Raw genomic sequence first — 23,843 nt, forward strand, 5'->3', positions numbered from 1 at the left:
CCGGAGCCACCGTTACTTGTAACGGTGGATGTTGGACAGCTGCTTGTTCGGCTGTGGGTTCTTGCGGTAGATCAGTGCTTTCTTGCCGATGGTCTGCACCAGCTCGGCACGGCCGGCCTTGCACAGCTCGGCAATGGTGGCGGCACGTTCTTCGCGGTCTTCCGAACGAATTTCGACCTTGATCAGCTCATGGTCGACCAGCGCGCGCTCCAGTTCGGCGACTACGCCTTCATTCAGACCGTTCCCGGCAACGATCAGGACCGGCTTCAGGTCATGACCAATGGACTTGTATTGCTTCTTCTGCTCGTTATTGAGCGGCATAATCTGACCCTTTCCGTCTGATTCTGTAAAATTGACCGGCATTTTACCCGAGGGCCACCGGCTCCGCCCAGTCAATCACGACGCATATCATCGAGGTGCCCCGTGGTACAACGTTCCAAAAGCAGCGCAAACTGGCTGCGAGAGCATTTTAACGACCCTTTCGTCAAACAGGCGCAGAAGGATGGCTATCGCTCGCGTGCGAGCTACAAACTGCTGGAGATCCAGGAAAAGGACCGCCTGATCCGCCCGGGCATGAGTGTAATCGACCTCGGCGCGGCGCCAGGGGGCTGGTCGCAGGTGACCAGTCGTCTGATTGGTGGCCAGGGGCGCTTGATCGCTTCCGACATCCTGGAAATGGACTCGATCCCCGACGTGACCTTCATCCAGGGTGATTTCACCGACGATGCAGTGCTGCAGCAGATCCTGGCGGCGGTCGGTGATTCGCACGTAGACCTTGTGATTTCCGACATGGCCCCCAATATGAGTGGTACGCCCGAAGTGGACATGCCGCGCGCCATGTTCCTCTGCGAGCTGGCGCTGGATCTGGCAACCCGCGTGCTGAAGCCCGGCGGCGATTTCCTGATCAAGATTTTCCAGGGTGAAGGCTTTGATATGTACCTGAAGGATGTGCGCACCAAGTTCGACAAGGTGCAAATGCGCAAGCCGTCTTCTTCGCGGGACCGTTCCCGTGAACAGTACCTGTTGGGCAAAGGTTTCAAAGGCGTTTGAACAGCGTGCTGCGGGTGGTCGATAGTTATTTCCAATCGGCCCTCCCGTCTGGATCGTCCGAACTTCGTGTAGTCTAGCTTTCACAAAGGGTTACAGACGGTGCCTGCGGCTGCGTAGGTAATGTAGTAAGTTAGGGCGATGAATATCATGCGAGGCACGGCTGCGTCGTGCGCCGGCCTCAGAGGGTAGCGAATTGAACGACATGGCAAAGAATCTGATCCTGTGGTTGATCATCGCAGCTGTCCTGGTGACAGTGATGAACAACTTCTCCAGCCCTAACGAGCCGCAGACCCTCAACTATTCCGACTTCATCCAGCAGGTCAAGGATGGCAAGGTCGAGCGTGTGACCGTCGATGGCTACATCATTACCGGCAAGCGCGCCGACGGCGACAGCTTCAAGACCGTGCGCCCGGCCATTACCGACAATGGCCTGATCGGTGACCTGGTCGACAACCACGTGGTTGTCGAAGGCAAGCAGCCAGAGCAGCAGAGCATCTGGACGCAATTGCTGGTCGCCAGTTTCCCGATCCTGGTGATCATTGCCGTGTTCATGTTCTTCATGCGCCAGATGCAAGGCGGTGCAGGTGGCAAGGGCGGGCCGATGAGCTTCGGCAAGAGCAAGGCACGCCTGCTGTCCGAAGACCAGGTCAAGACCACCTTGGCCGACGTTGCAGGTTGCGACGAAGCCAAGGAAGAAGTGGGCGAGCTGGTCGAGTTCCTGCGCGATCCGGGCAAGTTCCAGCGCCTGGGTGGCCGTATCCCGCGCGGTGTGCTGATGGTTGGCCCGCCCGGCACCGGTAAGACCTTGCTGGCCAAGGCTATCGCGGGCGAAGCAAAAGTACCGTTCTTCACCATTTCCGGTTCGGACTTCGTGGAAATGTTCGTCGGTGTTGGTGCCAGCCGCGTTCGCGACATGTTCGAGCAGGCCAAGAAGCACGCCCCGTGCATCATCTTCATCGACGAGATCGACGCCGTTGGTCGCCACCGTGGCGCCGGCATGGGTGGCGGTCACGACGAGCGTGAGCAAACCCTCAACCAGTTGCTGGTGGAGATGGACGGCTTCGAGATGAACGATGGCATCATCGTCATTGCCGCTACCAACCGCCCTGACGTACTCGACCCGGCGCTGCTGCGCCCTGGCCGTTTCGACCGCCAGGTGGTGGTAGGCCTGCCAGACATCCGCGGTCGCGAACAGATCCTCAAGGTGCACATGCGCAAGGTGCCGATTGGCGAAAACGTCAACCCGGCGGTGATTGCCCGTGGTACCCCTGGCTTCTCCGGTGCCGACCTGGCCAACCTGGTCAACGAGGCCTCGCTGTTTGCCGCGCGTTCCAACAAGCGCCTGGTCGAAATGAAAGAGTTCGAGCTGGCCAAGGACAAGATCATGATGGGCGCCGAGCGCAAGACCATGGTCATGTCCGAGAAAGAAAAGCGCAACACTGCCTACCACGAGGCGGGTCATGCCATTGTGGGTCGCTTGGTGCCTGAGCACGACCCGGTCTACAAGGTTTCGATCATTCCGCGCGGTCGCGCCCTGGGCGTGACCATGTTCCTGCCGGAAGAAGACCGCTACAGCCTGTCCAAGCGTGCGCTGATCAGCCAGATCTGCTCGCTGTACGGTGGCCGTATCGCCGAAGAAATGACCCTGGGCTTCGATGGCGTCACCACCGGCGCTTCCAACGACATCATGCGGGCCAGCCAGATCGCTCGCAACATGGTGACCAAGTGGGGCCTGTCGGAAAAACTCGGCCCGCTGATGTATGCAGAAGAAGAGGGTGAGGTGTTCCTGGGTCGTAGCGCGGGCAGCCAGCATGCCAGCGTGTCCGGCGAGACTGCCAAGCTGATCGACTCCGAAGTACGCAGCATCATCGACCAGTGCTACGCCACTGCCAAGCAGTTGCTGATCGAGAATCGCGACAAGCTGGAAGCGATGACCGAAGCGCTGATGAAGTATGAGACCATTGATGCCGACCAGATCGATGACATCATGGCTGGCCGTACGCCACGCGAACCGCGTGACTGGGACGATGACAAGCATTCGGGCACCCCTGCTGCCCAGGATGATCGCCCTGAGTCGCCAATTGGCGGTCCGGCAGCTCAACACTAAGGGCGTCTATGAGCTCAGTGCAGTACCCGACCCGGTTGCCTTGCGGCAACCGGGTTCTTGATTTGTCGCGTACCCATGTCATGGGTATTCTCAATATCACCCCCGATTCCTTTTCCGATGGCGGGCGCTTCAGCCAGCGCGACGAGGCCCTGCGCCATGCCGAAGCGATGGTCGCGGCCGGCGCCACGCTGATCGATATCGGCGGTGAGTCCACGCGCCCCGGCGCGCGGGCGGTATCGGTGACCGAGGAGCTGGAGCGTGTGGCGCCGATGGTCGAGGCCATCAACAGCCGCCTCGACGTCGTCATTTCGGTCGATACCTCCACGCCTGCCGTCATGCGTGAATCGGCGCGCCTCGGTGCCGGGTTGATCAATGACGTACGTGCCCTGGAGCGTGATGGCGCCCTGGACGCCGCTGCGGATACCGGGCTGCCGGTGTGCCTCATGCACATGCGCGGCGAGCCGGGCAACATGCAGGACGACCCGCATTACGATGATGTGACCGCTGACGTCACGCGTTATCTTGAACTGCGGATGGCTGCCTGCGCTGCCGTGGGCATCGACGCGAACAGAATCATCCTTGACCCGGGCTTTGGTTTCGCCAAGACACTGGCGCACAACCTGAGCCTGTTCAAGCACATGGAAGCACTCTATCGCCTTGGGCGCCCGCTACTGGTGGGCGTATCACGAAAGAGCATGATCGGCCTGACGCTGGAACGTCCGGTCGGCGAGCGCTTGTACGGCAGCCTTGCGCTGGCGGCGTTGGCCATGACCAAGGGGGCGAGCATCCTGCGTGTCCATGACGTGGCTGAAACTGTCGATGTGGTGCGCATGATTGCTGCGGTACAAAACGCCGAATAAGAACATTGGAGTCCCTATGAGCAGAAAATATTTTGGTACCGACGGCATTCGTGGCCGAGTCGGCGAATTCCCGATCACGCCTGACTTCATGCTGAAGCTTGGCTGGGCGGCCGGCATGGCCTTCCGCAAGCAGGGCCATTGCCGGGTGCTGGTGGGCAAGGACACGCGTATCTCTGGTTACATGTTCGAGTCTGCGCTCGAAGCCGGCCTGGCCGCGGCGGGTGCCGACGTCATGCTGCTGGGGCCAATGCCGACGCCGGCCATCGCCTACCTGACGCGCACGTTCCATGCCCAGGCGGGCATTGTCATCAGTGCCTCGCACAATCCGCACGAAGACAACGGCATCAAGTTCTTCTCGGGCCAGGGTACCAAGCTGCCGGACGAAGTCGAACTGATGATCGAAGAACTGCTCGATCAGCCGATGTCTGTTGTCGATTCGAGCAAGCTGGGCAAGGTTTCGCGCATCAACGATGCTGCCGGCCGCTACATCGAGTTCTGCAAGAGCAGCGTGCCTAGCAGCACCAGCTTCGACGGCCTCAAGCTGGTGGTCGATTGCGCTCACGGTGCAACCTACAAGGTGGCGCCAAGCGTGTTCCGCGAGCTGGGTGCCGACGTGACCGTGCTGCATGCGCAGCCGGATGGCCTGAACATCAACGAAGGCTGCGGCTCGACCCACATCGAATCGCTGCAGGCTGCCGTACTGGTTGGCCATGCCGATCTCGGCATTGCCTTCGACGGTGACGGCGATCGCGTGTTGATGGTCGACCATACTGGCGCCATCGTCGACGGTGACGAGCTGCTGTTCATCATTGCCCGCGACCTGCACGATCGTGGCAAGCTGCAGGGCGGGGTAGTGGGTACGCTGATGAGCAACCTGGGTCTGGAGCTTGCGCTGAAGGACCTGGATATTCCGTTCGTGCGGGCCAAGGTCGGTGACCGCTACGTGATGGCCGAGCTGCTGGAGCGTGAGTGGCTGGTCGGTGGTGAAAACTCTGGGCACGTCGTGTGCTGCAACCACACTACCACCGGTGACGCGATCATTGCCGCGCTGCAGGTATTGATGGCGCTCAAGCGCCGTGGCGAAACCCTGGCGCAGGCCCGTCAGGCCCTGCGCAAGTGCCCGCAGGTGCTGATCAACGTGCGCTTCGGTGCCAGCAAGGTCGACCCGCTGGAGCACCCTGCAGTCAAGGAAGCCAGTGCCAAGGTGACCGAGGCCCTGGCGGGTCGCGGCCGTGTTCTGTTGCGCAAGTCCGGTACCGAGCCGTTGGTGCGGGTCATGGTCGAGGGCGAAGACGAAGGCCTGGTGCGCATGCACGCTGAAGCGTTGGCCAAACTGGTCGGCGAAGTTTGTGTCTGAAGGCGCTTGCCAGCGCAGATCTGGTTGGGTAAGATCTGCGCCCACTTTGACCGACGAGGTAAAGCATGCGTCGCCCTATGGTAGCTGGTAACTGGAAGATGCACGGTACCCGCGCTAGCGTCGCTGAGCTGACCGAAGGCTTGAGCAATCTCGCCTTGCCGCGCGAAGTGGAAGTCGCAGTATTTCCGCCGGCCCTGTTCATCAATCAAGTGATCGATGGCCTGGCAGGTAAAGAAATTACTGTCGGCGCACAGAATTCTGCTGTACAACCCGAACAGGGTGCGCTGACCGGGGAAGTTGCTCCGGCGCAGCTGGTCGAGGCAGGTTGCAAGTTGGTGTTGGTTGGTCATTCGGAGCGTCGCCAGATCATTGGTGAAACCGACGAAGTGCTCAATCGCAAGTTTGCAGCGGCCCAGGCCAAAGGTTTGAAGCCAGTGCTTTGCATCGGGGAAACCCTTGAAGAGCGCGAGGCTGGCAAAACGCTTGAAGTTGTCGAGCGTCAACTAAGCAGTATCATCGAGGCATTCGGTGTTAAGGCTTTTGCCAATGCAGTAATTGCCTATGAGCCTGTATGGGCCATCGGCACCGGCCTGACGGCCACGCCACAGCAGGCCCAGGATGTGCACGCCGCCATCCGCGGCCAGCTGGCGGCAGAAGATGCTGAAGTGGCTGCGAAGGTGCAGCTGCTCTACGGCGGCAGCGTGAAGGCGGCCAATGCGGCCGAACTGTTCGGCATGCCGGATATCGATGGGGGTCTCATTGGTGGGGCTTCCCTGAACGCAGACGAATTCGGTGCAATTTGTCGCGCCGCAGGAAACTGAACAAATGCTGGAAACAGTCATCGTTGTTTTTCATCTGTTGGCAGCGCTGTCGCTTGTAGTGCTGGTTCTGTTGCAACAGGGTAAGGGTGCGGAAGCAGGTGCATCTTTCGGCGCGGGTGCTTCAAATACCGTGTTCGGGAGCCAGGGTTCTGCAACGTTCCTAAGTAAATTCACTGCTATACTCGCTGCCACTTTCTTTTTGACAGCACTTGGGTTAGGATACTTCGCGAAGCAACAAGCTCACCAGCTTAGCCAAGCAGGTCTTCCAGATCCAGCAGTGCTAGAAGTGAAAGAGCCGCAGAAACCGGCAGTTAATGATGATGTACCGGTGCTCCAACAGCAGAAGAGCGAAACCACCAATAACGCTGGTGATGTACCTCCTCCGGCCCAAGAGCAGAAGTAACGGGTTTCAAGTAGTAATATTGCCGAGGTGGTGGAATTGGTAGACACGCAACCTTGAGGTGGTTGTGCCCATAGGGTGTAGGGGTTCGAGTCCCCTTCTCGGTACCAATTGAAGCTTGAGAGCCCGCTTTAGCGGGCTTTCTTGTAGGTGAACGTTTGGATTTGACCCTTAACAGGGTTCGGTCTTATACTTTCGCCCCAGCTTTGTCGCGGGGTGGAGCAGCTTGGTAGCTCGTCGGGCTCATAACCCGAAGGTCGTTGGTTCAAATCCAGCCCCCGCAACCAGCTTCAGCGGAGCCCCTTTTCAGGGGCTTTTTGCTAACCGAACAGTTTTCGGCGTCGTTGTCCAACGGCGCTTTCAGGGATGGGCGCTTTGCCCATTTTTTATTTGCACAGCATGCACGAGGGGGTTCAGGTGTCGAGCAAGCTAGAACAGTTGCAGGCCTTGTTGGCCCCGGTTGTCGAGGGTCTGGGCTATCAGTGCTGGGGGATCGAATACGTTTCCCAGGGTAAGCATTCGGTACTGCGCATCTACATCGACAAGGAAGGCGGCATCCTGGTGGAGGACTGCGAAGCGGTCAGTCGTCAGGCCAGCGGCGTTCTCGATGTGGAAGATCCAATCAGCAGTGAGTACACCCTCGAGGTGTCTTCTCCAGGCATGGATCGCCCACTGTTCACTCTGGAACAGTTTGCCTCGCATGCCGGCGAACAAGTGAAGATCAAGCTGCGCTCACCCTTCGAGGGTCGTCGTAACTTCCAGGGCCTTCTCCGCGGTGTGGAGGAGCAGGATGTGGTGGTCCAGGTGGACAATCAGGAGTTCCTGCTGCCGATCGACTCGATCGACAAGGCCAATATTATTCCCAGTTTTGACTGAGACGTGCCGGGCCCGGCGGACTATCCGGGCCCAATGGCTTGCGCAAGGCGAGGCGTACGATGAGCAAAGAAGTACTGCTGGTTGTTGAATCGGTATCCAACGAAAAAGGTGTACCGCCCGGCGTCATTTTCGAAGCGCTGGAGGTGGCCCTGGCCACTGCGACCAAAAAACGTTTTGAAGACGAAGTCGATCTGCGTGTGGAAATCAACCGCCACACCGGTAGCTACGAGACCTTCCGTCGCTGGACCGTGGTCGACGAAGCCGATCTTGATGATCCGGCGATCGAAACCTGGTTGGACAAGATCAAGGACACTCATCCCGAAGCCAAGATTGGTGACGTGATCGAGGAGAAGATCGAGTCCATCGAGTTCGGTCGTATCGCCGCCCAGACCGCCAAGCAGGTCATCGTGCAGAAGGTCCGTGAGGCCGAGCGTGCCCAGGTGGTCGATGCCTACCGCGAACGCGTAGGCGAGATCATTTCCGGTACCGTCAAAAAGGTTACCCGCGACAACGTCATCGTTGACCTGGGCAACAACGCCGAGGCCTTGCTGGCCCGCGAAGATATCATTCCGCGCGAAACCTTCCGTGTGGGTGTGCGCCTGCGTGCACTGCTCAAGGAGATTCGCACTGAAAACCGTGGTCCTCAGCTGATCCTGTCGCGCACCGCGCCGCAGATGCTGATCGAGCTTTTCCGCATTGAAGTGCCGGAAATTGCCGAGGGCCTCATTGAAGTCATGGCTGCTTCCCGTGATCCGGGTTCGCGAGCCAAGATCGCCGTCCGCTCCAAGGACAAGCGCATCGACCCGCAAGGCGCCTGTATCGGCATGCGTGGTTCGCGCGTCCAAGCTGTATCCGGGGAGTTGGGTGGTGAGCGTGTGGATATCGTCCTCTGGGACGATAACCCGGCGCAGTTCGTCATCAACGCCATGTCGCCGGCTGAAGTCGCGGCGATCATCGTTGATGAAGATGCCCATGCCATGGACATCGCCGTCGCCGAGGATAACCTGGCCCAGGCCATTGGTCGTGGCGGTCAGAACGTTCGTCTTGCCAGTCAGTTGACCGGCTGGACACTGAACGTGATGACCGAGAAGGACATTCAGGCCAAGCAGCAGGCCGAAACAGGTGACATCCTGCGCAATTTCATCGATGAACTGGAAGTCGACGAGGAGCTGGCCCAAGTGCTGGTCGACGAAGGCTTTACCAGCCTCGAAGAAATTGCCTACGTACCGTTGGAAGAAATGCTCAACATCGATGGCTTTGACGAAGATATCGTCAATGAGCTCCGCGCTCGAGCCAAGGACCGTTTGTTGACCAAGGCCATCGCTACCGAAGAAAAACTGGCAGACGCCCACCCGGCCGAAGACCTGCTCTCTCTTGAGGGTATGGACAAAGACCTGGCGGCTGAACTGGCGGTGCGCGGCGTGGTTAACCGCGAAGACCTGGCCGAGCAGTCGATCGACGATCTGCTCGACATCGACGGCATCGACGAAGAGCGTGCCGGCAAGTTGATCATGGCCGCCCGAGCCCATTGGTTCGAGTAATTAGGCGCGGCCTGAGGAGAGAAGTGCATGACGCAAGTCACGGTGAAAGAACTGGCCCAAGAGGTCGAGGCACCGGTAGAGCGCCTGCTGCAGCAGATGCGTGAGGCAGGTCTGCCGCACACCGACGCCGGTCAGGTAGTGACCGACAATGAGAAGCAGACCCTGCTGACTCATTTGAAAAGCAGCCATAAGAGCAAGGCGGAAGAACCGCGCAAGATTACCTTGCAGCGCAAAACCACCAGCACCCTGCGTGTCGCCGGTAGCAAGAGCATTAGCGTAGAAGTACGCAAGAAGAAAGTATTCGTGCAGCGCAGCCCGGAAGAAATCCAGGCTGAGCAGAAGCGTGAAGTGGAAGAGCGCCGCGCGGCAGAAAACGCCGCTCGCGACAAGGTTGACGCCGATGTTCGCCAGCGCAACGAAGATCAGGCTCGCCGTCAGGCAGCCAACTCTGCTGTAGCCGCCCCTGCGCCGGCTGCCAAGCCAGAGCCGGCACCTGCCGCTGCCCCGGCCCCGGTAGTCGCCGACGCCCCGGCCTCCGAAGACGCTGCAGCCCGTGCTGCCGAGCGCAAGAAAGACGAGACCCGTCGCAACGAAAGCCGCACCCGTGATGACGATCGTCGTCGTGGCGAGGCGCCTCGTGTGTCGATCAAGGTCAAGGTCAAGGAAAAGGAAAAGGCCCCGACTCCGCGTGCTGCTCCGCGTACCACCGACGAAGAGAGCGATGGCGCTCGTCGCGGTCGTGGTGGCAAGGGCAAGCTGAAGAAGCGTAACCAGCATGGCTTCCAGAACCCGACCGGCCCCGTCATCCGTGACGTGACCATCGGCGAGACCATCACGGTCTCCGAACTGGCCAACCAGATGTCCGTCAAGGGCGCTGAAGTCGTCAAGTTCATGTTCAAGATGGGCACCCCGGTTACCATCAACCAGGTACTCGACCAGGAAACCGCTCAGCTGATCGCAGAAGAGCTGGGCCACAAGGTCACCCTGGTCAGCGACACCGCCCTGGAAGACTCCCTGGCCGAATCGCTGAAATTCGAAGGCCAGACCGAGTCGCGTGCGCCGGTGGTTACTGTCATGGGTCACGTTGACCATGGTAAGACCTCGCTGCTCGACTACATCCGTCGTGCCAAGGTTGCCGCAGGCGAAGCCGGTGGTATCACCCAGCACATCGGTGCCTACCACGTGGAAACCGACCGTGGCATGGTCACCTTCCTCGACACCCCGGGCCACGCAGCTTTCACCCAGATGCGTGCACGTGGTGCCAAGGCGACCGACATCGTCATCCTGGTGGTGGCGGCGGACGACGGCGTGATGCCGCAAACCCGCGAAGCCGTTCAGCATGCCAAGGCAGCTGGCGTTCCGCTGGTGGTTGCGGTGAACAAGATCGACAAGCCAGGTGCTGACCTTGATCGCATCCGCAACGAACTGTCCGTCGAAGGCGTAACCTCCGAGGAATGGGGTGGTGACACGCCATTCGTCAAGGTTTCGGCGAAGATGGGTACCGGTGTCGACGAACTGCTCGAAGCCGTCCTGCTGCAGGCCGAGATCCTCGAGCTGAGCGCAACCCCGACCGCTCCAGGTCGTGGTGTGGTCGTCGAATCGCGCCTGGACAAGGGCCGTGGCCCAGTGGCCACCATCCTGGTTCAGGACGGTACGCTGCGTCAGGGCGACATGGTGCTGTGCGGTTCCAACTATGGCCGCGTGCGTGCCATGCTCGACGAGAACGGCAAGCCTGTGAAGGAAGCCGGCCCGTCGATCCCGGTCGAAATCCTCGGCCTGGACGGTACCCCGGAAGCCGGTGACGAGCTGTCCGTGGTTGCCGACGAGAAGAAAGCCCGCGAAGTTGCCATGTTCCGTCAAGGCAAGTACCGCGAGGTCAAGCTGGCCCGTGCTCACGCTGGCAAGCTGGAAAACATCTTCGAGACCATGGGTCAGGAAGAGAAGAAGACCCTCAACATCGTCCTCAAGACCGATGTGCGTGGTTCCCTGGAAGCGTTGAACGGTTCGCTCGGCGGCCTGGGCAACGACGAAGTCCAGGTACGCGTGATCGGTGGCGGTGTGGGTGGTATCACCGAAAGTGACGCCAACCTGGCGCTGGCTTCGAATGCAGTACTGTTCGGCTTCAACGTGCGTGCCGATGCCGGCGCGCGCAAGATCGTCGAGCAGGAAGGTCTGGATATGCGTTACTACAACGTGATCTACGACATCATCGAAGACGTCAAGAAGGCCCTGACCGGTATGCTCGGCAGCGATGTTCGCGAGAACATCCTGGGTGTCGCCGAAGTGCGTGACGTGTTCCGTTCGCCGAAGTTCGGCGCCATCGCTGGCTGTATGGTCATCGAGGGTACCGTGTACCGTAACCGTCCGATCCGCGTTCTGCGCGAAGACGTGGTTATCTTCGAAGGCGAGCTGGAATCGCTGCGTCGCTTCAAGGACGACGCCGCCGAAGTGCGTAACGGCATGGAGTGCGGTATTGGCGTCAAGAGCTACAACGACGTCAAGGTCGGTGACAAGATCGAAGTCTTCGAGAAAGTCCAGGTGGCTCGTACCCTCTAAGGGCGAGCAAGCCGCAAACCGCCGCTACAGGGCGGTTTGCGGCACCTCTTCAGGTAGCGCCCGGTCAGGCATTGGTCTGACCGGGCGTTTGCCGCTTTAAGTTACAGGTAGCAAGAATGGCCAAAGAATACAGCCGTACCCAACGTATCGGCGATCAGATGCAGCGCGAGCTGGCCGAGCTGATCCGTCGCGAAGTCAAGGACCCACGTGTCGGTCTGGTTACCATCACCGCCGTGGACGTCAGCCGTGACCTGGGCCATGCGAAGGTGTTCATCACCGTCATGGGCGAGGAAACGCCAGATGCCGTGAAGCAGTCGCTGAAGGCACTGAACAGTGCTGCCAGCTTCCTGCGTCTGCACCTTGGCCGCTCGATGCAACTGCGCAGCGTGCCGCAGCTGCACTTCCACTTCGATGAAAGCGTCAGCCGCGGTGTGCACCTGTCGGCGCTGATCGAGCGTGCAGTGGCCGAAGACCGCCTGCACAAGGATACCGACGAGCTGGACACCAAGGAGTAAGCGGTGGCCCAGGTCAAACGTATCCGCCGCAATGTCAGCGGCATCATCCTGCTCGACAAGCCTTTGGGCTTCACGTCCAACGCCGCCCTGCAAAAAGTGCGCTGGCTGCTCAACGCGGAAAAGGCTGGCCACACCGGTAGCCTCGACCCGTTGGCAACCGGCGTGCTGCCGCTGTGCTTCGGCGAGGCGACCAAGTTTTCGCAGTACTTGCTCGATTCCGACAAGGGCTACGAAACCGTCATGCAGATGGGGCAGACTACCAACACCGGCGATGCCGAAGGTGAGGTGCTGCAGACCCGCGACGTGACCGTTGGTCGTGCCGACATCGAGGCAGTGCTGCCACGTTTTCGTGGCCCGATCAGCCAGATACCGCCGATGTACTCGGCGCTCAAGCGTGACGGCCAGCCACTTTACAAACTGGCGCGTGCAGGAGAGGTAGTGGAGCGCGAGGCGCGTTCTGTTACTATTAACCGCTTGGAGTTGCTGGAGTGTGAAGGCACCCGTGCACGGCTGAGCGTAGGATGCAGCAAAGGCACCTATATCCGCACCCTGGTGGAGGATATCGGCGAGGCCCTTGGTTGCGGCGCCTATGTCGCCGAGCTGCGCAGGACCCAGGCCGGGCCCTTCGCGCTGGCACAGACGGTCACCCTCGAAGCGCTCGAACAGGCCCACGCCGAAGGCGGCAACGAAGCGCTCGATCGCTTCCTGATGCCCTCGGACAGCGGTCTGCAGGACTGGCCCATGGTGTGCCTGTCCGAGCACAGTGCGTTCTACTGGCTGCATGGGCAGGCGGTACGCGCACCGGACGCGCCACAGTTTGGCATGGTCCGGGTACAGGATCACAATGCGCGCTTCATCGGTATCGGTGAAGTGAGCGAAGACGGGCGTATTGCGCCGCGTCGGCTGATTCGGTCGGAATGACCGAAACCGTGGGGTGAGGCTTCGGCCGAGCGCTACGGAATCAAGGGTGGCTGTCAGTAGGCACGGTCACACCTTTTTTATTAATACAGGGATTTGTCCCTGGCCTATTGGACCCCGCTTGCGGGATCCGTTATCAGGAGAAGCCACATGGCCCTCAGCGTTGAAGAAAAAGCTCAAATCGTTACCGACTACCAGCAAGCTGCTGGCGACACTGGTAGCCCGGAAGTTCAGGTTGCTCTGCTGACCGCGAACATCAACAAGCTGCAAGGCCACTTCAAGGCCAACGGTAAAGACCACCACTCGCGTCGTGGCCTGATCCGCATGGTAAACCAGCGTCGTAAGCTGCTGGACTACCTGAAGGGCAAAGACACCACTCGTTACAGCGCCCTGATCGGTCGCCTGGGCCTGCGTCGCTAATAGCGGCCTGGTCAGTGGTGTGCATGGCGTGTCTCATGCATTGGCAGCGCTGCCTGGCAGCGTTGTCTATGGGCACGCCGTGCGTATCTCCGAGGTTGGCAGCCTGGTGAAGTGGAGCGGTTTTCCGCTCTCTAACCAGGCTCCCAGCCTCGTGTTGTATCTGGACGGTCAATGGGGCCGATTCCCCGTTCTGCCCACAAATTCGCAAGAAACCAGTTCCCCCAGAGCCACTGAAAAAGGTAGGAAACCGTGAACCCGGTAATCAAGACATTCCAGTTCGGTCAGTCGACCGTTACTCTCGAAACGGGCCGTATTGCCCGTCAGGCAACCGGCGCCGTGCTGGTTACCGTCGACAACGACGTCACCGTGCTGGTGACTGTGGTAGGCGCCAAACAGGCTGATCCAGGCAAGGGTTTCTTCCCGCTGTCGGTTCACTACCAGGAAAAGACCTACGCCGCCGGCAAGATCCCGGGTGGCTTCTTCAAGCGTGAAGGCCGTCCTTCCGAGAAAGAGACGCTGACCTCGCGCCTGATCGATCGTCCGATCCGTCCGCTGTTCCCAGAAGGCTTCATGAACGAAGTGCAGGTTGTCTGCACCGTGGTTTCCACCAGCAAGAAGACCGACCCGGACATCGCTGCGATGATCGGTACCTCGGCTGCCCTGGCGATTTCTGGTATTCCGTTCGAAGGCCCGATCGGCGCCGCCCGCGTTGCCTTCCACGAAAGCACCGGCTACCTGCTGAACCCGACCTACGAGCAACTGGCTGCCTCGAGCCTGGACATGGTCGTTGCCGGTACCTCCGACGCCGTACTGATGGTTGAATCGGAAGCTCAAGAGCTGACCGAAGACCAGATGCTGGGTGCCGTACTGTTCGCCCACGACGAATTCCAGGCTGTTATCCAGGCTGTCAAAGAGCTGGCTGCCGAAGCTGCCAAGCCGACCTGGGACTGGAAACCTGCCGTTGCCAACACCGAGCTGTTCAACGCCATCCGCGCCGAGTTCGGCGAAGCGGTTTCGCAGGGTTACACCATCACCGTCAAGGCTGACCGCTATGCGCGCCTGGGCGAGCTGCGTGACCAGGCCATCGCCAAGTTCTCCGGTGAAGAAGGCCAGCCTTCGGCTTCCGAAGTTAAAGAAATCTTCGGCGAGATCGAATACCGCACCGTTCGCGAAAACATCGTCAACGGCAAGCCACGTATCGACGGCCGCGACACCAAGACCGTTCGTCCGCTGAACATCGAAGTCGGTGTGCTGCCGAAGACCCACGGTTCGGCGCTGTTCACCCGTGGCGAAACCCAGGCACTGGTCGTTGCAACCCTGGGTACTGCCCGTGACGCCCAGCTGCTGGATACCCTCGAAGGCGAGAAGAAAGACCCCTTCATGCTGCACTACAACTTCCCACCGTTCTCGGTAGGCGAGTGTGGCCGCATGGGCGGTGCTGGCCGTCGCGAAATCGGCCACGGCCGTCTGGCCCGCCGTTCGGTCCAGGCCATGCTGCCGGCTGCTGACGTGTTCCCGTACACCATCCGCGTGGTTTCGGAAATCACCGAGTCCAACGGTTCGAGCTCCATGGCTTCGGTCTGTGGCGCTTCCCTGGCGCTGATGGACGCCGGTGTGCCGATGAAGGCACCGGTTGCCGGTATCGCCATGGGCCTGGTCAAGGAAGGCGAGAAGTTTGCCGTTCTGACCGACATCCTGGGTGATGAAGACCACCTGGGCGACATGGACTTCAAGGTAGCCGGTACCGCCAAAGGTGTTACCGCGCTGCAGATGGACATCAAGATCAACGGCATCACCGAAGAGATCATGGAAATCGCCCTGGGCCAGGCCCTGGAAGCGCGCCTGAACATCCTCGGCCAGATGAACCAGATCATTGGTCAGTCGCGTACCGAGCTGTCGGCCAACGCCCCGACCATGATCGCGATGAAGATCGACACCGACAAGATCCGTGACGTCATCGGTAAAGGCGGCGCCACCATCCGTGCCATCTGCGAAGAGACCAAGGCTTCGATCGATATCGAAGACGATGGCTCGATCAAGATCTTCGGCGAAACCAAGGAAGCGGCAGAGGCTGCCAAGCAGCGCATCCTGGGCATCACCGCCGAGGCCGAAATCGGCAAGATCTACGTCGGCAAGGTTGAGCGTATCGTCGACTTCGGCGCCTTCGTCAACATCCTGCCTGGCAAGGACGGCCTGGTGCACATCTCCATGCTGAGCGATGCTCGCGTCGAGAAAGTCACCGACATCCTGAAAGAAGGTCAGGAAGTGGAAGTGCTGGTACTGGACGTGGACAACCGCGGCCGTATCAAGCTGTCGATCAAAGACGTTGCCGCGGCCAAGGCCTCGGGCGTCTAAGCGACTGCCACGCTACACAAGAAAGGGCCCTTCGGGGCCCTTTTTTCATGGGGGTACGGGAACCTTTTGCGGACTTGCATCTTGCATGCAGGTTTACCGCGCTGATTGCAAAATGCACGACACAGCATTTGATGGCTGTTTGCTAACCTGTTGATTTATAAGGAAACAAGCGAAGCGGAAAAGCTGGCACAGCCCATGCAACTACCTTCATACCTGCCGCCAGGACATACGGCGCAGACCTTTCGAAAAACAGGAGTGACCCACATGAAGAAGTTCGCCATTGCTGCCGCTACTGCTACCGCTCTGACCCTGACCATGGCTAACGCGGCATTCGCCCAACAGTCCACCCAGGCCCCGATGACGCTTGCGGCCGGTGAGGTGACCAAAGCCAAGGAAGCCACTTCCGATACCTGGATCACCACCAAGGTCAAATCGGACCTGCTGACCGAGAAAGGCATCCCGGGTTCCGACATCAAGGTTGAAACCAACAAAGGCGTGGTGTCGCTGTCGTCGACCACCGCCGTGACCGAATCGCAGAAAGAAATGGCGATTTCCATCACCAAGAAAATCAAAGGCGTGAAGGCTGTTTCGGCCGATGGCCTGAAAGCCGAATAAGGATTGTCCCGTTCGGCCAAACGGATTTGGCCAGTTATACACAAAGCCCTGGCGTGAGCCGGGGCTTTTTCATACCTGCTAGTAAACCGGGTTGCGTGCGATCACATCGCTTTCGAAGCATTGCTGCTCGGCTATCAGCGGTTCTACCAGTGGGCGGCTGTCGCGAAAGTGCGCGGTCTGGGTATGGGCGTCATACGCGGCATCGTCGCGGTAGATTTCGTACAGGTAGATAAGCTCCGGGTCGACCCGGTCCTGCGACACATCGAACACCAGGCAGCCTGGCTCGCTGGCGACGGAAGCGGCGGCATTGACCTTGATCGCTGCCAGAAAAGCCTCGGCGCAACCGGGCTTCACACGGGTCTTGATGAACAGGCTATACACAAGTCGCTCCTTTTGTTTTAAATTCGATTATGAATTGTATACAAAAACGGAGCCTCGCCAATGTCTGAATTGCCTGCACGTCCCGGCCGCCTGAATGGTCTGCGCCATATTGCCCTGCTGGTACCTAACCTTGAGGAGTGCGAACGCTTCTACGTCGATGTGCTGGGCATGGAGGTGCTGAACCGCGCCAATGAAGACCTGGTGTACCTCACCTGCGGCAACGACAACCTTTCGCTGGGGCGTGGGGCGGGGGCGGCCAACGGGCTGCAGACCCTGGACCACTACGGGTTCATTGTGGACAGCGTGGAGGAGCTGGAGGCCTGGTATCAATACTTCAAGGCCCGTGGCGTGACCTTGCTGGACAGGCCGTTCAACCATGGTGACGGGGCGCGCAGCTTCCACTTGCTGGACCCGGCGGGGAACAAGGTGCAGCCGCTGTATCACCCGGCGGTGTCGGGGCAGCGGTTGGTCTGAAGCCTGTGCCGGCCTCTTCGCGGGCGCGCCCGCTCCCACAGGTATCGCGCAGGTCTGTGGTAGTGCGCGATCTCTGTGGGAGCGGGCATGCCCGCGAAGAGGCCAAGCCTGCTAGAGGGGATTACTCGGCATCCAGATGCATCGGCGTCACCACCCGCCCATCGCTTTCAGGCTGGCCCAGGCTGGTATCGATGAAATACACCCGGTCATCTTCCAGCTTGCCCTTGTCCACCAGGTAATCCTTGATGCTGCTGGCCCGCTCCTGGCCCAGTGTACGCAGCAGGGCAGTGCTTTCGGCCCACGACTTGATCACCGCCTCGCGTAGCTTGGTGGTGCGTTCGTCGCGGCCCAGTTGCTCCCATTCGGCTGGCGGCTGCTGCTTCAGGCGCGTGCGGTAGATGCCTTCCAGCATTGCCGGCTTGTCGCTGTCGTCCACTACCAGCATCGAGGCATTGGCCGGCACCTTGTCACCGCGGCGCTGCAGGATCTTGTACCAGGTGGACTGGTACTCACGCTCCAGGCGTTGCTGGGCGATCAGTGGGCCGTCGCTGGCCTGGGCGCTGGTGCCTTCGATTTCCAGGCGCAGTTCGGGGCGCTCTTTCAGCGCCGCCGCCAGCTTGTCCAGTGACGACTGGGCATCGCCGGTGAGTTCGCTGGAGCCCGGGGCAAATGCCACGTTACCCAGGTCTTGCGAGCCACCGCCGGTAATCAGCCCGCCAATGAACTTGAACGGTGCCTGCGCCGCGCGCAGCACCAGATTGCGCAGTGTTTGCCACACAATCGGCATCACGCTGAACTGTGGGTTGTTGAGGTCACCCGTCACCGGCAGCTCGATCGAGATCTTGCCCTCGGTGTCCTTCAGCAGTGCCACCGCCAGGCGGATCGGCAGGTCGACGGCGTCCGGGCTGTCGACTTTTTCGCCCAACTGCAGCTGCTCCACCACTACCTTGTTCTCGGCCTTGAGCTGGCCGTTGGTAATCAGGTAGTGCAGGTCGAGGTTGAGACGGCCCTTGCGGATGCGAAAGCCGGCAAACTTGCCGGAGTAGGGCGTCAACGTGGTCAGCTCGACCCGCTTGAAGCTGGTGGCGATGTCCAGGCTGGCCAATGGGTTGAACGGGTTGAGTGCGCCCTTGATGGTGACCGGCGCGTAGCGGTCGACCTTGCCCTTGACGTCGACCTTGGCCGGCAGCGGCTTGCGGTTGTCGATGGTGCCGATCTGGCCGTTGAGCTGCTGGGCGGCCGTGGCAAAGTTGGGGGTGAGCGACAGGTCGGCAAAGTTGGCCGAACCGTCATTGATGTCGATCTGGCCGATGTGGATGCCCAGTGGTTTGTCGCTGCTGGCCGAGGCCGGCTTGGCCTGGCTGCTCGCCGGGGCGCCGGCCGGTTGCGGGATCAGCAGGTCATTGATGTTGGTGGTGCGGTCTTCGTTGATGATGAAACGCGCATAGGGTTGCATCAGGGTCACCTTGTCGATCGACAGGGCATCGCCGTGCACGTAGGACAAGCCGTCGACATTCACCTGCTGCCATTTGACGAAGTCACGGCTCTTGATGGTGTCGAGGGTATGCAACTGGTTGACCTGCGCCTTGCCGGTTACATTGAAGGCCAGTGGCGCGGTGTTCTTCAGGTCGACCTTGAGGTCGCTGGAGAGCATGCCGCTGCGCAGCTCCAGCAGGATGAACGGGTTGATGTAGGCCTGGGCCACACGCAGGTCAATGTCGCGGGTGCTCACATCCAGCTTGGCCCATATCGGCGCCAGGTTGACCTGGCCGGCCGCCTGCAGCTTGCCTTGCCTGCCCACGCCGGTATCGAGCTTGAGCGTGAAGGGCGTCTGGTTGAGGCTGTCGAAACCTTGCAGGTCGGCGTTGAGCGGGCCAATGTCCAAGGCTACCGGATCTTTCTGGCTGCGGTCTGCCACGTGCACCAGGTAGTTACGCAGTTGCACGTCCTTGAGCAGCACTTGCCAAGGTTTGCCTGGTTCGTTGGCGGCTTTCTCTTCAGGCGCAGGCTCGGCGGCGGCAGGCTCGGCCTTTTCCTTCGGTGTGGCCTTGGCCGGTTGGCTGGCGAACAGCTTCTGCCAGTCGAGCTGGCCGTCTTTTTCCAGCGCCGCCCAGGTTTCCAGTTTTTCGCTGCGGATCTTGCCCACGGTGACCAGTTGCTTGACCAGGTCGATGGAGGTTTCGCTCACCTCCAGGCTGGCCAGGCGCGCCAACGGGCGGCCATCCGGGGCTTTGATGGCGAACGGCGCAATGCGTACGGACACGTTATCCAGCAGCAGTTCGGTCTGTTTGGCGAGGTTGAGCTTGTAATGCGTATCGAGGCTGACCACGCCGTCTTCAAGCACCAGTGGCACGGCATCGCGCACGTAGGGCCAGAACAGCTTCATCTTGCCTTCGGTGACCTTCAGTGTGCCTTCGGAGGCGATCGGCGACAGGCTCAGGGTGCCTTTCCAGTCGATCCGGCCACCGTTGGGGCCGTTGGCCACCAGCGTCATGTCGGCATTGTCGTTGGGCAGGGTGCTGAGGTTTTTCAGCTCCAGGTTCATGTTGTCGTAGAGAAACTCGATCGGCTCGCTGGGGCGCAGGTCCTCGAAGTGCAGGTAGCCATCGACCAGCTTGATGCTGCCAATGCGCAGTGGGAACGGGTCGCTGGGCGGCTCGTCGGGTTTGGCCTCACTGGCGGGCAGCTTGAACAACCGGGTCAGGTTGAGGGTACCGTCTTTGGCGAACAGTACCTCGTTGCGTGGTTTGTCGAGTTCCACCGCTTCCACATGCAGGGCTTTGGTCCACAGGCTGTCGAGCGAGAGGTTGGCGTACAACCGCTCGAAACCGACCTGCTCCTTGCCCGGCTCGCCAAGCTGCAGACCCCACAGCGTCAGCTCGAGGCTGAAGGGGTTGAGTTCGATCCGTTCGAGGTGGGCCGGCACGGTCGCGTACTGGGCCAACTGCTGGTTGGCGATGCGCAGTGCGACACCGGGAAGAATGAGAAAGCCGAGCAGGCTATAGAGGGCTACCAGGGCCACAATTGCGCCGGCGGCGCGGGTCAGTCCTTTGTACATGTGTCGCTTCGTCTGTCTAAGCAGGAGTGCTTGGAGTATGGCACGTTAAATCAGTTCCGCAGGGGCGACCATTTGGCCTCATTCAATACCCATGCGGCGTTTGGCCCGATGCGCCGAGCCGTCACGCATGGCCCAGCGCAACACAGGTGCGGTACGCTGCAGGCCCAGGCGGATCAGGCGCTGTTGCAAGGGCCCGTGCTGCAGGCCGAGCATGGCCTGGGCCCAGTCCGGCAGCAGGTCGATGCCGGCGTGCAGCATCAGCTTGCCTACTGGCTGTGCCAGGCGGCTGGGGGCAGGGGCGTCGAGCAGGATCTGCATGACTTCGTGGCTGCGCGTGTCGCAGTGCAGCTGCGGGCGCATGCGTTGCAGGTAGTCTTCGACCTGCTGACACGAACGTGGCACGTCGCGGGCGCCAAGGCGCTCGGCGATCAGGGCGATTTCGTTGTAATAGGCATCCTGTTCGGCGCGCAAAAGGTGCGGGTTGCGATAACGTAGGTGGGCGGCGAGGAAACTGCTGACTTCCGCCACATGCACCCAGGTCAGCAGGTCGGGGTCGCTGGCTGCGTAGGGGCGGCCGTCCGGGGCGGTGCCGGTGACCTGAAGGTGAATGGTGCGCACCTTGTCGATCAGCCACTCGGCATCGCCGGTGGCGCCGAAGGTGGTACCGGAAATGAACTGGCTGGTGCGGCGCAGGCGGCCGAGCAGGTCTTCACGGAAATTGGAGTGGTCCCAAACGCCGGCCAGGGCCAGCGGGTGCAACAACTGCAGCATCAGTGCGCTGATGCCGCCGACCAGCATGCTCGGGAAGTCGCCATGTACCCGCCAGCTGATGCTGTGCGGGCCGAACAGGCCGGGGTCGCCCTTGGGCGATTCCAGGTCGAGCTGACCGAGGGCCAGCCCTGTGAGGCTCATGACCTGGGTTTCGATACGGCGGCGAAGGGCTTCCATGGCGACCTGAGGTTCAGGGTGGCCATGGACAGTGGCCACCGGTTACTGGTTGAGGCGTTTATCAATCAGGCCCTGTACCACGCTGGGGTCGGCCAGGGTCGAAGTATCGCCAAGGTTGTCCAGCTCGTTGCAGGCGATTTTGCGCAGTATACGCCGCATGATCTTGCCTGAGCGGGTCTTGGGCAATGCCGGCGCCCACTGAATCAGCTCGGGCTTGGCGAAACTGCCGATTTCCTTGCTGACCAGGGCTAGCAGTTCGGCCTTGAGCGCATCGTCCGGGGCCACGCCGTTCATGGGCGTGACGAAGGCGTACACGCCCTGGCCCTTCAGGTCATGCGGGTAGCCGACCACCGCTGCTTCGGCGACGCTGTCATGCAACACCAGCGCGCTTTCCACTTCTGCGGTGCCGATGCGGTGCCCTGATACGTTGATCACATCGTCGATGCGCCCGGTGATCCAGTAGTCGCCATCAGCATCACGGCGGGCACCGTCGCCGGTGAAGTAGTAGCCGGGCATGGGCTTGAAGTAGGTGTCGACCATGCGCTGGTGGTCGCCATAGACGCTGCGGATCTGGCCAGGCCAGCTGGCCTTGATCACCAGCAGGCCGGCGCCGGGGCCTTCGATCAGCTTGCCTTTTTCGTCCAGCAGTACCGGTTGCACGCCGAACATCGGTTGGGTAGCGCAGCCGGGCTTGAGCGATTGCGAGCCTGGCAGCGGGGTGAGCATGATGCCGCCGGTCTCGGTCTGCCACCAGGTATCGACGATGGGGCAGCGTTTTTGCCCGACTTCCTCGAAGTACCATTCCCAGGCCTCGGGGTTGATCGGCTCGCCCACGCTGCCCAGCAGGCGCAGGCTTTTGCGCGAAGTGCCTTGCAACGGTGCGGAACCTTCGCGCATCAGGGCGCGCAGGGCGGTTGGGGCGGTGTAGAAGATGTTCACCTGATGCTTGTCCACCACTTGCCAGAAGCGCGAGGTGTCCGGGTAGTTGGGCACGCCTTCGAACATCAGTGAAATAGCGCCGTTGGCCAGCGGGCCATAGACGATGTAGCTGTGGCCGGTGACCCAGCCGACGTCGGCGGTACACCAGAACACCTCGCCGTCGCGGTAATCGAACACCACCTTGAAGGTCATCGTCGCCTGCAGCAGGTAGCCGGCGGTGGTGTGCAGCACGCCTTTGGGTTTGCCGGTGCTGCCGGAGGTGTAGAGGATGAACAGCGGGTCTTCGGCCTCCATCGGTTCGGGGGGGCAGTCGTCGCCGGCCTTGTCCGTCACCTCGTGGTACCAGAAGTCACGGCCTTCGGCCCAGCTGACATCACCGCCGGTGCGGTGCACCACGAACACGCTGCTGACCGCAGGGCAACTGGCCAGGGCCTTGTCGACGTTCTGCTTCAGCGGGATGCGCTTGCCACCCCGCACGCCTTCATCGGCGGTGATCACGGTGCGGCAGTCGGCGTCGAGGATGCGGTCACGCAGGGCGTCGGGGGAGAACCCGCCGAACACCACCGAGTGGATGGCGCCAATGCGGGCGCAGGCAAGCATGGCGAAGGCGGCTTCGGGAATCATCGGCATGTAGATGCATACCCGGTCGCCTTTTTTCACGCCGCGCGCCTTCATCGCGTTGGCCAGGCGGCACACCTGGCGGTGCAGTTCGCGGTAGCTGATGGCCTTGGAGTCATTGGGGTCGTCGCCTTCCCACAGCAGGGCGGTCTGCTCGCCGCGCTGGGTCAGGTGACGGTCGATGCAGTTGTAGCTGACGTTGAGTTGCGCGCCGTCGAACCAGTGAGCCTTGCCGGTGTTCAGGTCGCACTGCTGCACGCTTGACCAGGGCTTGATCCAGTCAAGGCGCTTGGCCTGTTCGGCCCAGAAGGTGTCAGGGTCGTCGACCGACTGGCGGTAGAGGCGGCGGTAGTCGTCGGGGGTGAGGGTGGCAGACTGGCTGACGGCCAGGGCCTGGGGGTAATTGCGGATATCGAACATGGCGGGTGGTCCTGCTCTTGTAAGGGGCGATGGACTGCAACGGCTATTCGATAGGACAGTGTAGCTGGGAGCGGTGTTCAACCTGTGCTGGCCTCTTCGCGGGTGAACCCGCTCCCACAGGGACCGCACAATGCTTGGAACTTGTGCAGTACCAGTGGGAGCGGGTTTACCCGCGAAGAGGCCCGTGCAGGCGTTAGATCACCCGCGGTGACGGCCGCGGAAGTAGTTGATCAGGCCTTGGGTGGAGCCGTCTTCGGCGCTGTCTTCCAGGGTGCCGACCAGGCGTTGGTAAACACCCTTGCCCAACTCTTTGCCCAGTTCCACGCCCCACTGGTCAAAGGCGTTGATGCCCCAGATCACGCTCTGCACGAACACTTTGTGCTCGTACATCGCCACCAGTGCGCCCAGGCGACGTGGGCTGATGCGCTCCACTACCAGGGTGTTGCTCGGGCGGTTGCCCGGGATCACCTTGTGCGGGGCCAGCTTCTCGATGTCCGCTTCGTTCAGGCCTTTGCCGCGCAGTTCGGCCTCGGCTTCTTCACGTGTCTTGCCCTGCATCAGCGCCTGGCTTTGCGACAGGCAGTTGGCGTACAACCACTGGTGATGGTCGGCCA

General features: G+C 60.9%; 20 protein-coding genes, 2 tRNA genes and 1 pseudogene. 17 read left to right on the top strand and 6 right to left on the bottom strand.

Going from position 1 to position 23,843, the window contains the following annotated elements:
- Positions 1-12 precede the first annotated feature (12 nt).
- Positions 13-321, bottom strand: coding sequence for a YhbY family RNA-binding protein (locus JOY50_RS26780; RefSeq protein ID WP_016489174.1), 309 nt, complete (start codon positions 319-321; stop codon positions 13-15).
- A gap of 102 nt (positions 322-423) precedes the next feature.
- On the opposite strand from JOY50_RS26780, the gene rlmE reads away from it, so the two are divergent.
- The 16 genes from rlmE (at position 424) to JOY50_RS26860 (ending at position 16,391) form a co-directional block, all read left to right on the top strand.
- On the top strand, positions 424-1,050 hold the full coding sequence (gene rlmE / locus JOY50_RS26785) for a 23S rRNA (uridine(2552)-2'-O)-methyltransferase RlmE (protein WP_019470449.1): 627 nt from the start codon (positions 424-426) through the stop codon (positions 1,048-1,050).
- Between the two features lie 202 nt (positions 1,051-1,252).
- Entirely contained in the window at positions 1,253-3,157 is a 1,905-nt protein-coding gene (gene ftsH / locus JOY50_RS26790) for an ATP-dependent zinc metalloprotease FtsH (protein ID WP_019470450.1), read from the top strand.
- Between the two features lie 8 nt (positions 3,158-3,165).
- The gene (folP, locus tag JOY50_RS26795; RefSeq protein WP_132844372.1) at positions 3,166-4,017 is read left to right on the top strand and encodes a dihydropteroate synthase; all 852 of its coding nucleotides are present in this window, start codon (positions 3,166-3,168) and stop codon (positions 4,015-4,017) included.
- 16 nt (positions 4,018-4,033) lie between these two features.
- Positions 4,034-5,374, top strand: coding sequence for a phosphoglucosamine mutase (gene glmM / locus JOY50_RS26800; protein WP_132844374.1), 1,341 nt, complete (start codon positions 4,034-4,036; stop codon positions 5,372-5,374).
- Positions 5,375-5,439: 65 nt separating this feature from the next.
- Positions 5,440-6,195: a triose-phosphate isomerase gene (gene tpiA, locus JOY50_RS26805; protein WP_243056092.1), complete on the top strand. Its 756-nt coding sequence runs from the start codon at positions 5,440-5,442 to the stop codon at positions 6,193-6,195.
- 4 nt (positions 6,196-6,199) lie between these two features.
- A complete protein-coding gene (gene secG, locus JOY50_RS26810; RefSeq protein WP_019470453.1) occupies positions 6,200-6,598 on the top strand; it encodes a preprotein translocase subunit SecG in 399 nt (132 codons plus the stop codon).
- 21 nt (positions 6,599-6,619) lie between these two features.
- Positions 6,620-6,705 (top strand) — tRNA-Leu (locus tag JOY50_RS26815).
- Positions 6,706-6,805: 100 nt separating this feature from the next.
- A tRNA-Met gene (locus JOY50_RS26820) sits at positions 6,806-6,882 on the top strand.
- A 130-nt stretch (positions 6,883-7,012) separates the two neighbouring features.
- Positions 7,013-7,471 (top strand): ribosome maturation factor RimP, encoded by a 459-nt coding sequence (rimP, locus tag JOY50_RS26825; protein ID WP_026034352.1) that lies wholly within the window; start codon positions 7,013-7,015, stop codon positions 7,469-7,471.
- A gap of 59 nt (positions 7,472-7,530) precedes the next feature.
- Positions 7,531-9,012, top strand: coding sequence for a transcription termination factor NusA (gene nusA / locus JOY50_RS26830; protein WP_016489167.1), 1,482 nt, complete (start codon positions 7,531-7,533; stop codon positions 9,010-9,012).
- 27 nt (positions 9,013-9,039) lie between these two features.
- Positions 9,040-11,568 (top strand): translation initiation factor IF-2, encoded by a 2,529-nt coding sequence (gene infB, locus JOY50_RS26835; protein WP_019470455.1) that lies wholly within the window; start codon positions 9,040-9,042, stop codon positions 11,566-11,568.
- A gap of 116 nt (positions 11,569-11,684) precedes the next feature.
- A complete protein-coding gene (gene rbfA, locus JOY50_RS26840) occupies positions 11,685-12,083 on the top strand; it encodes a 30S ribosome-binding factor RbfA (RefSeq protein WP_016489165.1) in 399 nt (132 codons plus the stop codon).
- 3 nt (positions 12,084-12,086) lie between these two features.
- Positions 12,087-13,004 (top strand): tRNA pseudouridine(55) synthase TruB, encoded by a 918-nt coding sequence (gene truB / locus JOY50_RS26845; protein WP_132844379.1) that lies wholly within the window; start codon positions 12,087-12,089, stop codon positions 13,002-13,004.
- Between the two features lie 147 nt (positions 13,005-13,151).
- Positions 13,152-13,421, top strand: coding sequence for a 30S ribosomal protein S15 (gene rpsO, locus JOY50_RS26850; RefSeq protein ID WP_016489163.1), 270 nt, complete (start codon positions 13,152-13,154; stop codon positions 13,419-13,421).
- Between the two features lie 249 nt (positions 13,422-13,670).
- The gene (gene pnp / locus JOY50_RS26855; protein WP_019470457.1) at positions 13,671-15,776 is read left to right on the top strand and encodes a polyribonucleotide nucleotidyltransferase; all 2,106 of its coding nucleotides are present in this window, start codon (positions 13,671-13,673) and stop codon (positions 15,774-15,776) included.
- A gap of 264 nt (positions 15,777-16,040) precedes the next feature.
- Positions 16,041-16,391 (top strand): BON domain-containing protein, encoded by a 351-nt coding sequence (locus JOY50_RS26860; protein ID WP_019470458.1) that lies wholly within the window; start codon positions 16,041-16,043, stop codon positions 16,389-16,391.
- A 78-nt stretch (positions 16,392-16,469) separates the two neighbouring features.
- On the opposite strand, the gene JOY50_RS26865 is transcribed toward JOY50_RS26860, so the two are convergent.
- On the bottom strand, positions 16,470-16,772 hold the full coding sequence (locus tag JOY50_RS26865) for a putative quinol monooxygenase (protein ID WP_132844384.1): 303 nt from the start codon (positions 16,770-16,772) through the stop codon (positions 16,470-16,472).
- Between the two features lie 60 nt (positions 16,773-16,832).
- On the opposite strand from JOY50_RS26865, the gene JOY50_RS26870 reads away from it, so the two are divergent.
- A complete protein-coding gene (locus tag JOY50_RS26870; protein ID WP_019470460.1) occupies positions 16,833-17,246 on the top strand; it encodes a VOC family protein in 414 nt (137 codons plus the stop codon).
- 121 nt (positions 17,247-17,367) lie between these two features.
- Here the strand turns inward: JOY50_RS26870 and JOY50_RS26875 are convergent, their stop codons facing one another.
- The 4 genes and pseudogenes from JOY50_RS26875 to JOY50_RS26890 form a co-directional block, all read right to left on the bottom strand.
- Positions 17,368-20,304, bottom strand: a complete 2,937-nt coding sequence (locus tag JOY50_RS26875) for a DUF748 domain-containing protein (RefSeq protein ID WP_132844386.1) — start codon at positions 20,302-20,304, stop codon at positions 17,368-17,370.
- Positions 20,305-20,382: 78 nt separating this feature from the next.
- Positions 20,383-21,252, bottom strand: coding sequence for an oxygenase MpaB family protein (locus JOY50_RS26880; protein WP_132844388.1), 870 nt, complete (start codon positions 21,250-21,252; stop codon positions 20,383-20,385).
- 42 nt (positions 21,253-21,294) lie between these two features.
- Complete coding sequence (gene acs / locus JOY50_RS26885) at positions 21,295-23,229, bottom strand: acetate--CoA ligase (RefSeq protein WP_132844391.1); 1,935 nt, start codon at positions 23,227-23,229, stop codon at positions 21,295-21,297.
- Between the two features lie 198 nt (positions 23,230-23,427).
- Positions 23,428-23,843, bottom strand: a pseudogene (locus JOY50_RS26890) (glucose-6-phosphate isomerase); the annotation flags it as partial.

Origin of the sequence: Pseudomonas sp. BP01 (genome assembly GCF_022760795.1) — a bacterium.
Lineage (GTDB): Bacteria > Pseudomonadota > Gammaproteobacteria > Pseudomonadales > Pseudomonadaceae > Aquipseudomonas > Aquipseudomonas putida_Q.